Consider the following 12852-nt stretch of genomic DNA (forward strand, 5'->3'; position numbering starts at 1 on the left):
CCGCGGCGGGCCCGTACCATGGGGTGAGGCCGTGGCGTGTCCAGCCCGGCAGGGTCCGCGCGACAGATGTCAGTACAGACGTCAGCGCAGGCCGTCCTCACACTCCGGGAGAAGCGCCTCACTATGGCCACGCGCCACGACATCCGCAACGTCGCCATCGTCGCCCACGTCGACCATGGCAAGACCACCTTGGTCGACGCCATGCTCAAGCAGGCCGGTGCCTTCGCCGCGCACGCCGCCGAGTCGCTTGACGACCGCATGATGGACTCGAACGACCTGGAGCGTGAGAAGGGCATCACGATCCTGGCCAAGAACACCGCGGTGAAGTACCACCCCAAGGATGGCGGCGACGTCATCACCATCAACATCATCGACACCCCCGGCCACGCCGACTTCGGTGGCGAGGTCGAGCGCGGTCTCTCGATGGTCGACGCGGTCGTGCTGCTCGTCGATGCCTCCGAGGGGCCGCTGCCGCAGACCCGCTTCGTGCTGCGCAAGGCACTGAAGGCCCGACTGCCCGTCATCCTGTGCATCAACAAGACGGACCGGCCCGACTCGCGCATCGACGAGGTCGTGAACGAGGCGTACGACCTCTTCCTCGACCTCGACGCCGACGAGGACCAGATCGAGTTCCCCATCGTCTACGCGTGTGCGCGTGACGGTGTCGCCTCGCTGACCAAGCCGGCCGACGGCACCGTGCCGGCCGACAGCGACAGCCTGGAGCCGTTCTTCTCCACGATCCTGTCGCACGTCCCGGCCCCCGAGTACGACGAGGCCGCCCCGCTCCAGGCCCACGTCACGAACCTGGACGCCGACAACTTCCTCGGCCGTATCGCGCTGCTCCGCGTCGAGCAGGGCGAGCTGCGCAAGGGCCAGACCGTCACCTGGATCAAGCGTGACGGCACCATGTCCAACGTCCGCATCACCGAGCTGATGATGACCGAGGCGCTCACCCGCAGGCCCGCCGAGATGGCCGGCCCCGGTGACATCTGCGCGGTCGCCGGTATCCCGGACATCATGATCGGTGAGACCCTCGCCGACACCGAGAACCCCATCGCGCTGCCGCTCATCACGGTCGACGAGCCGGCCATCTCGATGACCATCGGTACGAACACCTCGCCGATGGTCGGCCGCGGTGCCACCGGCAAGGGCGCGGACAACAAGGCCGCGGTCAAGGACCGCAAGGTCACGGCCCGTCAGGTCAAGGACCGCCTGGACCGCGAGCTGGTCGGCAACGTCTCGCTGCGCGTGCTCGACACCGAGCGTCCGGACGCGTGGGAGGTCCAGGGCCGCGGTGAGCTCGCGCTCGCCATCCTGGTCGAGCAGATGCGCCGCGAGGGCTTCGAGCTGACCATCGGCAAGCCGCAGGTGGTCACCCAGGAGATCGACGGCAAGACGCACGAGCCCGTCGAGCGCATGACGATCGACGTCCCCGAGGAGCACATGGGCGCGGTCACGCAGCTCATGGGCGTCCGCAAGGGCCGTATGGACAACATGTCGAACCACGGCTCCGGCTGGGTCCGCATGGAGTTCGTCGTCCCGTCCCGGGGCCTCATCGGCTTCCGTACGGAGTTCCTGACCGGCACGCGCGGCACCGGCATCGCGCACTCCATCCACGAGGGCCACGAGCCGTGGTTCGGCGTGCTGGCGACCCGTAACAACGGCTCGCTGGTCGCCGACCGCGCCGGCGCCGTCACCGCGTTCGCGATGACGAACCTCCAGGAGCGCGGTGTGCTGTTCACCGACCCCGGCACCGAGGTGTACGAGGGCATGATCGTCGGCGAGAACTCGCGCTCCGACGACATGGACGTGAACATCACCAAGGAGAAGAAGCTCACGAACATGCGGTCGTCCTCGGCCGACTCGTTCGAGGCGATCGTCCCGCCGCGCAAGCTCTCCCTGGAGCAGTCCCTGGAGTTCTGCCGCGACGACGAGTGCGTCGAGGTCACCCCGGAGGCGGTTCGCATCCGCAAGGTGAACCTGGACGGCCGCGAGCGGGCGCGCGCCGCGAGCCGCGCCAAGCACGGCTGATCCAACGGACCGACGGCTGACCCTTCGGGTCGACGGTTGACCCTCCCGGTCGACTGACGCACCCTCAACAACCGTCTCTGAAGACCCGGTTCTCCGCACTGCGGAGTGCCGGGCTTCAGGCGTGCCCGCATACGGGGGAGGCCTCGTGGGGATAATGGGGATCTCGGGATGGGTGGGGAGGAGTTCCGGGGGAGGCTGGACTTCCGGCCCGGACCCTTCCGCTGACTGTCTGTGAGCTGTGAAGCACTGTTCGGATATCGGTGTTCCAGCGATCAAGTTTCGGACATGTAAACAAAAATCGTTCCCCGTATGTCCGTTTCGCCGATATCCGTTGCGACCTGTCAAGCGCGCGTAGGTGTCAGTCTTTGCAATTTTTGCTCAAAATATGGACCGTAGGGAGATCCCTATGCCTTCCGCCCTTGACGCGCGTTGACCCGTTTGGCGAAAGTTCCCCCAAACCACAGAACCTGCCGGTATCTGTGCTGCGCTCAACTCTCCAACCCCCCGGGGGAAGAACAGACATGACCAGTCCAACCAAGGCCGAGGGCTCAGGGTCCGCGGTCGCCTTGGACCCCGAGCTCGAAACGACCGCCGAGGTCGCCAAGGGTGAGAAGAAGCTTGAGGGTCGTTCCCCCGGCCAGTTGATGTGGCAACGGTTCAAGCGGGACCGTACGGGAGTCGTCTCCGCGTGCGTAGTGATTTTCTTCTTCCTGATCGCCGCGCTCGCGCCGGTCATCTCGAAGGTGTACGGCAAGAACCCCTACACGCTGTACGCGCAGGAGCCCGACTTCCCGTTCCTGCTCGACGACTTCGCGATGCCCACCGGTTCGTTCGGTGGCATGTCGGGTGACTTCTGGTTCGGTGTCGAGCCGAAGCTGGGTCGCGATGTGTTCACCATGCTGCTGTACGGCATGCGGACTTCGCTGTACATGGCGGTCGTCGTCACCCTGGCCAGCGTGATCACCGGTGTCCTCATCGGCATGGTCGGCGGCTACTTCGGGGGCCGGGTCGACTACTGGGTCGGCCGGATCACCGACTTCTTCCTCGGCTTCCCCCAACAGCTGTTCTTCATCGCCTTCATGCCCGTGGTCACCGCGCTGTTCGTCGACCCGCGCGACGAGACACCGACCTATCTGCGGGCCCTGTCCATCATCCTGGTGATGTGGTTCCTCGGCTGGATGGGTCTAGCCCGGCTGGTCCGCAGCTCGGTGCTCTCGCTCCGGGAGCGCGAGTTCGTGGAGGCGGCGAAGGTCTCCGGGGCCTCGCCCTGGCGCATCGTGCGCAAGGAGATCCTGCCGAACATCGTCACCCCGATCCTGGTGCAGGGCACGTACATCCTGCCCAGCACGATCCTCTCGATCGCCTTCCTCTCGTTCGTAGGTGTCGGCTTCGTCGAGCCCACCCCCGACTGGGGCCGCATGTTCGCGGTCGGCGCCGACGTCTACGAAGAAGACCCGATGTTCATGTTCTTCCCGGGCGTGGCAATGGTGGTCTTCGTGCTCTGTTTCAACCTTCTCGGCGACTCCGTCCGGGACGCATTCGACCCCAAGACCGGACGGTAATCGTCCATTGGTGGGTGGGGGGGGCTGCCACCCCCGATCCGGGTTCCCCCGGGCCGTCAGGCAGTACTCGTGGACAACAATCGACAGGTAGGTGCATAGGCATCATGAAGCCCATCAGGACCCGCACCACGCGCGCCGTGGCCGTCGCCATTGTGGCCGGCTCGCTGGCGCTCACCGGCTGCTCGGACAACGGCAAGAGCAACACCAAGGACACCTCCAAGTCCCAGGACGACGCCGCCGAGCAGTCGAACCCTGTCGCCTACGGTGACGCCGCCGCCTCCACCGGCCCGGCCGAGCCGGTCAAGGGCGCCAAGCCCGGCGGTGTCATCAACGTGTACGCGCAGTCGGACATGACCCACCTGGACCCGGGCCAGATCTACGTCTCCGACGCCGGTCAGATCGCCAACCTGCTCCACCGCGGCCTGACGAACTACCAGGAGGACGACAAGGGCAACCTGACGGTCGTCGGTGACATCGCCACCGACTCCGGCACGTCGTCCGACGGCGGCAAGACCTGGACGTACAAGCTCAAGGACGGCGTCAAGGACGAGGACGGCAACGAGATCACCTCGGCCGACGTCCGCCACACCATCGAGCGCCAGTACTCCAAGGTCATCTTCGACGGCCCGTCCTACGTCCAGAGCTGGCTCTCGGGCTCCGACTACCGCAAGGCGCTGCCGGACGGCCCGTACAAGGGCAAGCACCTGCCGGACTCCGTGCTGGAGACCCCGGACGCCAAGACGGTCGTCTTCCACTTCGACCAGCCTCGCCCGGACCTCCCGCAGGCCCTGGCCATGGCCGGCTACGCCATCGTGCCCGAGAAGCAGGACACGAAGGAGAAGTACGACAAGGCTCCGGCCGCCCTCGGCCCGTACAAGATTTCCGAGTACAAGGCGGGCAAGTCGCTGACCCTGGTCAAGAACGACCAGTGGGACCCGGAGACGGACTCGGTGCGCCACCAGTACGTCGACGGCTACCAGTTCACCACCACCATCAAGCAGGCCAGCCAGACCAAGCGTCTGATCGCGGACCAGGGCGAGGCCAAGAACGCCATCCAGTTCACGGACTCGGTGGACCCGGCCCAGCTGTCCAAGGTCATCGGTGACGCGAACGCCAAGAAGCGCACGATCCAGGGGTACCAGCCCTACGTGTGGCAGATGACGTTCAACCTCGACAGCGCCAACATGAAGGACAAGAAGGTCCGCGACGCGATCACCTACGCGATCCCGTCCCAGGCCATGGTCCAGGCCGACGGCGGTCGTTACGGCGGTGAGATCGCCGGTGGTCTGATGGCGCCGACCCTGCCGGGCTACGACAAGTCCTACGACCCGTTCGGCAAGCTGAAGAAGCCCAACGGTGACCTGGACAAGGCAAAGGAGCTGCTGAAGGAGGCGGGTGTCAAGGACGGCACCAAGCTGACCTACGCCTACTCCAACACCCCGCGTGGCCAGGCCCAGATGGTGATCATCAAGGACACGCTGGGCAAGCTCGGCTTCGACGTCCAGGCCAAGGAGATCGACCGGGCCAGCTTCTACGAGCAGATCGGCAAGCTGGACAACCCGTTCGACCTCTACATGACCGGCTGGGGCCAGGACTGGTCCTCCCCGTCCACGGTCATCACCCCGGTCTACGACGGTACGCTCGTCTCCGACGGTGGTTCGAACTACTCGCACATCAAGGACGCCAAGGTCGACGAGCTGATCAAGAAGGCTCTCACCGAGGAGCCCGAGGCCGCCGCCAAGACGTGGGAAGAGGCTCACCACCGCATCGTGGAGGAGGTCAACCCGGCCGCCCCGGTCTACTACTCGAAGCAGATCCAGCTCTTCGGATCGAACATCGGCGGTGCCCGGTACAGCACGGAGTCGAGCTACATCGACATCAACGACCTGTTCCTGAAGCAGCCGTAATCCGTCAGCCCGGCTGATCCGCGGGGGTGTGCGCCAGGCGGAGCGCACCCCCGCGGTCGGTACCACCCCCTCCGACCGCCGCGTTTTCGAAGAGAGCATCCACCCGCCATGCTTCAGTTCCTCATCCGCAGGCTGATCGGCGCCGTCGTCATCATGTTCTTGATCGGCGCCTTCACGTTCTTCCTGTTCTATACGATCCCCCAAGACTTCGCGCAGCTGTCCTGCGGCAAGAACTGCTCCCCCGAGAACATCGCGGTCATCAGAGAGAACCTCGGTCTCGACAAGCCCATCACCACGCAGTTCTGGGAGTTCATGTCCGGCATCGTCGTCGGCCGGGACTTCGCGGTGGGGCACTGCTCCGCGCCGTGCCTGGGCGTCTCCTTCAACAGCGGTGAATTCGTCTGGGACTCCATCGTCGACAGTTTCCCGCTCACCCTGTCGCTGACCATCGGTGGTCTGATCATCTTCCTGGTGTTCGGCCTCGGCACCGGTCTGCTCGCTGCCTGGAAGCGCGGCACCGCCGTCGACAAGGCCGTCAGCGGCGCCTCGATGGTCCTCAGCTCGTTCCAGATCTACTTCCTCGGCCCGATCGTCGTCGGCATCTTCGTCTTCAGCACCGGCTGGATGGAGAGCCCCAAGTACGTGCCGTTCACTGAGGACCCGGCCGGCTGGTTCATGGGCCTGTTGATCCCCTGGGCCGTGATGGCCACCATCTTCACCGCCCAGTACACGCGTATGGCCCGCTCGACCATGATCGAGCAGCTCTCGGAGGAACACGTCCGCACGGCCCGGGCCAAGGGCATGAAGCAGCGGTACGTATTCTTCCGTTATGCCTGGCGTGGTTCACTCATCCCGATCGTCACCATCATCGGCATGGACCTGAGCGCGCTGCTGTCCGGCGCGGTGGTCACGGAATTCACCTTCGACCTGGCCGGCCTCGGGCGCCTCGCGGTCGAGTCCTCGCAAGGCAAGGACATTCCGGCGACGATGGGCGTGATGCTGTTCGGCGCGTTCTTCATCCTGATGCTGAACATCATCGTGGACATCGCCTACGCCTACATCGACCCGCGCGTGCGCCTCAGCTAGGAGAAATACCGTGACCACTCTGACCAAGACCGAAGGTGAGAAGGCCCCGACCGGGCCGGAGGCCTTCCTCTCGGTCCGCGACCTGCGGGTGCGGTTCTCCACCGAGGACGGCATTGTCAAGGCCGTCGACGGGCTCTCCTTCGACGTCGAGCGCGGCAAGACGCTGGGCATCGTGGGCGAGTCGGGCTCCGGTAAGTCCGTGACCAACCTGACCGTCCTCGGCCTGCACAACCCCAAGACCACCACCGTCGAGGGCGAGATCATCCTCGACGGGAAGGAACTCGTCACCGCCAAGGAGAAGGAGCTGGAGCAGCTCCGAGGCAACAAGGTGGCGATGATCTTCCAGGACCCGCTGACGGCACTCTCGCCGTACTACACGGTGGGCCGGCAGATAGCCGAGCCGTTCATGAAGCACACCGGCGCCTCCAAGAAGGAGGCCCGGCAGCGAACGATCGAGATGCTGGCCAAGGTCGGCATCCCGCACCCGCAGTCGCGTGTGGACGACTACCCGCACCAGTTCTCCGGCGGTATGCGCCAGCGCGCCATGATCGCCATGGCGCTGGTCTGCGACCCCGACCTGCTGATCGCGGACGAGCCGACCACCGCGCTCGACGTGACCGTGCAGGCGCAGATCCTCGACCTGCTCAAGGACCTCCAGCAGGAGTTCGGCTCCGCGATCATCTTCATCACCCACGACCTCGGCGTCATCTCCGACATGGCCGACGACCTGCTCGTGATGTACTCGGGCCGGGCCGTGGAGCGCGGCAGTGTCCGTGAGGTGCTGCGCAACCCCCAGCACCCCTACACGTGGGGTCTGCTCAGCTCGATGCCCCGCCTCGGCGGCGACACCAGCCAGGCGCTCAACCCGATCCCCGGCTCCCCGCCCAGCCTGCTCAACCCGCCCACGGGCTGCCCGTTCCATCCGCGCTGCGCGTTCACCGACGAGGTGACCGGCAACCGCTGCAGCGGTGAGCGGCCGCCGCTCGCCGCGGGGCGTGCCTCTGCCTGCCACCTGACGGCGGAGCAGAAGCAGACCAACTTCATCGACAAGATCCAGCCCCGGCTGCGCTAGGGAGAACCGAGACATGAGTGACAACCTCACCCTCCCGGCACAACAGGGCTCCAAGGACACCGCAGCCGAGACGCTCCTCAAGGTCGAGGGCCTGACGAAACATTTCCCCATCTACGGCGGCTTCCCGATCAAACGCAAGGTCGGTGCCGTGCAGGCGGTCGACGGCATCGACCTGACCGTCGGGGTCGGCGAGAGCGTCGGCCTGGTCGGTGAGTCCGGCTGCGGCAAGTCGACCACCGGGCGGCTGATCACGCGTCTGATGGAGCCGACCGACGGAAAGATCACCTACAAGGGCCAGGACATCTCGCACGCCTCGCGCAAGCAGCTCGCGCCTGTGCGGTCCGAGATCCAGATGATCTTCCAGGACCCGTACTCCTCACTGAACCCGCGGCAGACGGTCGGTACGATCATCAAGTCGCCGATGGAGGTCAACGGGATCAAGCCCGAGGGCGGCCGGGAGAACAAGGTCCGGGAGCTCCTCGAACTGGTCGGCCTCAACCCCGAGCACTACAACCGCTTCCCGCACGAGTTCTCCGGTGGTCAGCGCCAGCGCATCGGGGTCGCCCGCGCGCTCGCCCTGAACCCGAAGCTGATCGTCGCGGACGAGCCGGTCTCGGCGCTGGACGTGTCGATCCAGGCGCAGGTCGTCAATCTCCTCCAGAAGGTCCAGGACGAGCTGGGCATCGCCTTCCTCTTCATCGCCCACGACCTCGCGATCGTCCGGCACTTCTCGAAGCGGGTCGCGGTCATGTACCTCGGCAAGATCGTCGAGGTCGCCGACCGGGACTCGCTCTACAACCGGCCCCGCCACCCGTACACCCACGCCCTCCTCTCGGCGGTGCCCGAGGTCGCCATCGACGACGAGATCGAGGTGAAGGAGCGGATCCGGCTCGCCGGTGACGTGCCCTCGCCGATCTCGCCGCCGTCCGGCTGCCGCTTCCGCACCCGCTGCTGGAAGGCACAGGACAAGTGCGCCAGCGAGGAGCCGCCGCTGATCCAGCTCTCCGGCAACCTGGACGGCCACCTGACGGCCTGCCACTTCCCGGAGGACCCGACGACCGAGGCGCGTGGCGAGGACGTCGTACTGGACCCCGCGCTCAAGGCGTTGGAGGACAGCGCGGCGGACGAGGCCGGGGCGACGGTCACGAAGGGCTGACACGGCCATTTTTCAGCTCGCTACAGGGCCTGCCGCAAGGCAGGCCCTGTAGCGTTTTCGACGGTCGGCGATCGGGTGGCGGGCGCAATGGGTCGCAGTGGACGGGGCGTTGGCCGCCGCAGTGCTGTTCGACGCCGACGGGGCTCTGATCGACGCCCCCGACGCGCACGGTCGGGTTTGGCAGGCTGGGCGCGGGGGCTGGTCCCTGGCGGTGTCAGTGGCCACGCAGGGGCGGCGGGCGGACATCCTGCGGCTGGTGGCTCTGGAGCGGGATTCCTCCGAGGAACACCGCGCCCTGGACCGGCTGATGGCGGCGGCGAAGCCCGGTGCCGTGCCTTCGAACGGAGCCGCCGAGTTGCTGGGAGCGTTGCCGCGGGGGCGTTGGGGCGTCGTCATCTCCAGTTGCGCCGAGCCCACCGCGGCCAGGCCAGCCCGTACGGGCAGGTGGTGCCGGAGGCGCGGGTGTGTGCCGAGGACGTGTCCTGAGGGCAGGCCGTCATCGGGACGGGTATGTCGCCGCCCGTCTGGGCGCCGACGTGGCCCGGTGCCTGGTGGTCGAGGACGCGCCGGCGGGCATCGCGGCGGGGCTTGCGGCCGGTTGCACGGTGTAAGCGGTGGCGTCCACGTACCGGCCGGAGGAACTCGGCCACCCACACGCCTGTCTTCGGGTCCCTGTGTGAGGCGGCTGACGCCGTACTGCGTGCGGTAGGCGGAGAGTAACCGGTGAGGGAGAAGCGTGCGTGGTGGGAGAGGGGGTGGTGACAGAAGACGGCTCCGTCCGTCGCGCATGTCCCCGACCAACGTACTCGCGCTCGAGGGCGCACTGGAGGAGTGATCCGTGTGATCCGCAGTGCAATAGTCCAACGGTGACCTGCGCAGCAATGACCTCTCGGTGCTCCCCGAGAACGCCGCACACGCCTTGGACTCCGCCCAAAGGCGTCCTCGGCCTGACCGGCAGGTGCGGCGGAACCGCTGTGCTCTGGCGCGGGAGGCGGCCGAGCCGGACCCGGAGCGGGGCGCGCGCTGGGCGGACAGCGGGCGTTACGCCGAACTGCTGCGTACGTGCGCTAGGTGACACCACAGAGGCTGCGGCGCGTGGTCGAGGAACTCGGCCCGGTGGCCCGTCGGACCGTGGAGGAGCGTTCGTGACAGAAGAGGCGTCCCGCCCAGGATGTTGTGGTTAACTCCGGGACTCTGGTTGATCGTTCGACGAGTGAGCCCGTCTCCGGTGATGCTCCCGACGGCCGCCGACCAGCCTTTGGAGTCGTCAGTCGCATCCCACCATCCATCACATCACCTTCGCCCGCACCGGCGCTCGTACGACCTCGGTCTCTTCTGGAGCGAACTGCTCGGCCGCCCGCTCGCCGACGACGAATCCGGTGACGTCGAGGTGCTGGTTCGGGACCCGGCCGAGGGGCCCAGCCTGCTGCTCGTCCGCTGAAGCGTCCTTGGCGAAGAGGCGACGGTGATGACGACTGAAGGCGGCCCGCCAAGATTCCTCGGGGGGCCGCCAGCATGGAACCTACTTCACGTACCTGTACTCAAGGCGCCAGAAGTCGTTGCTGCTGCGCTTGGTTGGAGCGGTGATGGTCTTGTTCCATGAGTGCTTGGTGGTGGTCCCCTTACAGTTGGGCTTGTTCGTAGTGATGCTCTTGCCGACCCGGAACCTCTTGGCTTCGTGGAAGAGCCTCATACGGACCTGGTTCTTGCCCTTGACCTTCTTGGCCTTCATTTCATAGTTCCAGCTCTTGGAGCTGGACCACTCTCCGCCAACCGTCACGCTGAACGATGTGCTCGCCTTGGTGAAGATCACCCCGGCCTCGGCCTCGATGCCCGCGGTACCGCTGACGCTCGCGGTCGCCGTGCTGCTCTTGTTGTAGCTGACCGAGACCTCTGAGGCGCCCCTCATGTCCATCCACGTGCTGTGCAGGTTGGTCCCCCTGTACACCGTGGACTTCTTGGAGATGGCGTACTTCTTCACCGGGTCCGGAGCACACGCGGCGAAGGCGGGCGAGCCGGTGACGCCCACCAGACCACCGGCCACGATGACAGAGGTGAGTGTGGAGCTTACAAGTCTCTTCATGGAATTCCTTCTACGGGCCATGCCCGTTGGGCGTGGCCGAGCTTGAGCGGTCGAACACGGCTGGATGTGGTGTGAGGGCGCACCGCCCATGCCGGGCGGGCCGATACCGCAGCCTTCGCGCACCGTATTCGGTGTCCCGCGACGGAAGTTCAGATCCAACGGTCGCGAACTGCGTGGTACTACCGAGGCCTTTCACGGATAGCCATGGCCGATCGGCCAGTCGGCCGGTGCGTGGCCGCAAAGAGCGCCGAGAAGAGCGAACCGCTCATCAGAACCCCCGTTCAGATGGTCAACGCGTGTACCGGAGGCGGCGCTTGAGCGAGCCGTCCGGGGCGCAGGGAGAAGATTGGCCGGGTGTTGGTGAGAAGGCAAGTGGGTTGTATCGCACCGCAGTTCGAACCTGATTTATATGCCCTGGACGCGGATGAGCAAAGTGATCAAAAGGGAGGTCAAGGAGGTCTCGATCGCGGGGTGAGGGTGGATTTACGCCCCTATGTTCCCGCCTGGTGAGATCTATATCTCACTCGGATCGACCACGCGCTTCGTGATGCGAAAGGTGCCCAACCTCAACTTTTCCTCAAGTGCAAAGCGCCTTCAGGGCTCCGGAGTTGATTTGTCACTCGGGCCGGTGTCGCGGACGCAGTGGACCACCTTCCTCGATTACGCACCGGGCACCGCGCCCGCCAAGTGTGAGGGCATGTCATCACAGGACACGCGGAACGCGCCCCTGCCGCGATTGTTGCTCATGACCTTGGGGGGCTGGTCGGGTATCTGAGGTGGGTCGAGTGCTACTCGGCCCAGCGGCCGATCAGATACGGCCGCCCACGTCGACCTCTGCTGGGTGCTCCTCCACCTCGTGGAGGAGCGCGCTCGGCACAACGGGCATCCTGACCTCGTTCGGGAACTCGCCGATGGTCGAAATGGCCTCTCACCGAGGGAGTATGGACGAGAATCGTGTAGGCGCCGCATGTCAACTTCTGTGTGGTGGATCTCTGTCGCGCAGTGCTTTCGGGGGTTCGGGGAGGACCCGTTCGATTTCGGGGGCGGGCGAATTGGCGGGGTTGGAACGGAAGGTGGACGACGGCGGGGCGGTGGCCTACGCCGTTATGTTCGACGTTGACGGGGTTCTGATCGATACCGCCGATGCGCGGGCGGGTCTGGCGGCGGCACTCCTGGAACACCCGGGCCGTAGTGTGCCCCGGGCATCCCGTCGGCTCCCCACCGCATTCCCATGAACCCGTCTCCGAACAACAACCCCGGCCGGCCCGGAATCACTGAAGCGAACAAGGAGACCGCTTTGCACCCCACGATCCACAGCCTCACCTTCTACTGCATTGGCGACCCGTACGAACCCGGCCTCTTCTGGAGCGAACTGCTCGGCCGGCCGCTGGCCGACGACGGCAACCCGGTGACTCGGAGGCCGCTGATGGGCGGACCCGGCCGGTGGCCCGAGGCTGCTGTTCGTCCGGGTGCCCGAGGGCAAGTCGGCGGAGAACCGGCTCCGCTTCGACCTGAAGCCGCACGATCGCACCCGTACCCAGGAGGTCGAGCGGGCGCTCGCGCTGGGCGCCCGGATGATCGCGGACCACACCCGCCCCGACGGTGGCGGCTGGGGTCCTCATGGCCGACCTCGAGGGCAACGAATTCTGCGAGGGAGCGGGGCGAGTTGGGCTGACCGGACCTTGGCACGGGCGGCCCTTCAGTTGCTGTTACCGGTGCCTTTCGGTTCCTCGGTCACCTTTGTGCAACCTGCCGTACGGCGCCTCAGTACGGTGATCGTCGCGCACATCGAGAATTCCCTGTACTGGGGGATGCCGAATCCGCTGCCAGGTACACGAACGTCTTCGCTAGGCTGTGCGAAGCGGCGCTTTCCCCGCTGGACGCAGGCGTACCACCCGAGGCGCACGCGGCGAAGGACTCGCTGGGCTTGATCCAGCGGCTCCTTTATCCCTTGC

9 protein-coding genes and 2 pseudogenes are annotated in these 12852 nt (G+C 66.1%); 9 read left to right on the forward strand and 2 right to left on the reverse strand.

Annotated elements, in window-relative coordinates; translation table 11 throughout:
* The first annotated feature begins 123 nt into the window (after window positions 1-123).
* The 7 genes from typA (at window position 124) to I8N67_RS28090 (ending at window position 10255) form a co-directional block, all read left to right on the forward strand.
* On the forward strand, window positions 124-2031 hold the full coding sequence (typA, locus tag I8N67_RS28060; protein ID WP_200306866.1) for a translational GTPase TypA: 1908 nt from the start codon (window positions 124-126) through the stop codon (window positions 2029-2031).
* Window positions 2032-2552: 521 nt separating this feature from the next.
* Window positions 2553-3593: an ABC transporter permease gene (locus I8N67_RS28065; RefSeq protein ID WP_200306868.1), complete on the forward strand. Its 1041-nt coding sequence runs from the start codon at window positions 2553-2555 to the stop codon at window positions 3591-3593.
* A gap of 104 nt (window positions 3594-3697) precedes the next feature.
* Entirely contained in the window at window positions 3698-5500 is a 1803-nt protein-coding gene (locus I8N67_RS28070) for an ABC transporter substrate-binding protein (RefSeq protein WP_200306870.1), read from the forward strand.
* Window positions 5501-5608: 108 nt separating this feature from the next.
* On the forward strand, window positions 5609-6586 hold the full coding sequence (locus I8N67_RS28075) for an ABC transporter permease (RefSeq protein WP_200306872.1): 978 nt from the start codon (window positions 5609-5611) through the stop codon (window positions 6584-6586).
* A 10-nt stretch (window positions 6587-6596) separates the two neighbouring features.
* Window positions 6597-7658: an ABC transporter ATP-binding protein gene (locus I8N67_RS28080; RefSeq protein ID WP_200306874.1), complete on the forward strand. Its 1062-nt coding sequence runs from the start codon at window positions 6597-6599 to the stop codon at window positions 7656-7658.
* Window positions 7659-7671: 13 nt separating this feature from the next.
* Window positions 7672-8814, forward strand: coding sequence for an ABC transporter ATP-binding protein (locus I8N67_RS28085; protein WP_200306876.1), 1143 nt, complete (start codon window positions 7672-7674; stop codon window positions 8812-8814).
* A gap of 1213 nt (window positions 8815-10027) precedes the next feature.
* On the forward strand, window positions 10028-10255 hold the full coding sequence (locus tag I8N67_RS28090) for a hypothetical protein (RefSeq protein ID WP_200306878.1): 228 nt from the start codon (window positions 10028-10030) through the stop codon (window positions 10253-10255).
* A gap of 81 nt (window positions 10256-10336) precedes the next feature.
* On the opposite strand, the gene I8N67_RS28095 is transcribed toward I8N67_RS28090, so the two are convergent.
* Window positions 10337-10897 (reverse strand): hypothetical protein, encoded by a 561-nt coding sequence (locus tag I8N67_RS28095; RefSeq protein WP_200306880.1) that lies wholly within the window; start codon window positions 10895-10897, stop codon window positions 10337-10339.
* A 613-nt stretch (window positions 10898-11510) separates the two neighbouring features.
* Between I8N67_RS28095 and I8N67_RS43005 the strand changes: the two are divergent.
* Both I8N67_RS43005 and I8N67_RS44685 read left to right on the forward strand, forming a co-directional pair.
* Window positions 11511-11822, forward strand: a pseudogene (locus I8N67_RS43005) (mycothiol transferase); the annotation flags it as partial.
* A gap of 544 nt (window positions 11823-12366) precedes the next feature.
* Window positions 12367-12441, forward strand: a pseudogene (locus I8N67_RS44685) (VOC family protein); the annotation flags it as partial.
* Between the two features lie 155 nt (window positions 12442-12596).
* Here I8N67_RS44685 and I8N67_RS43010 read toward each other — a convergent pair.
* Window positions 12597-12852, reverse strand: a 256-nt coding sequence (locus I8N67_RS43010) for a hypothetical protein (RefSeq protein ID WP_234046417.1), incomplete at its 5' end; no start/stop codon positions are given.

The sequence above is a fragment of the Streptomyces adelaidensis genome (assembly GCF_016598475.1).
Lineage (GTDB): Bacteria > Actinomycetota > Actinomycetes > Streptomycetales > Streptomycetaceae > Streptomyces > Streptomyces adelaidensis.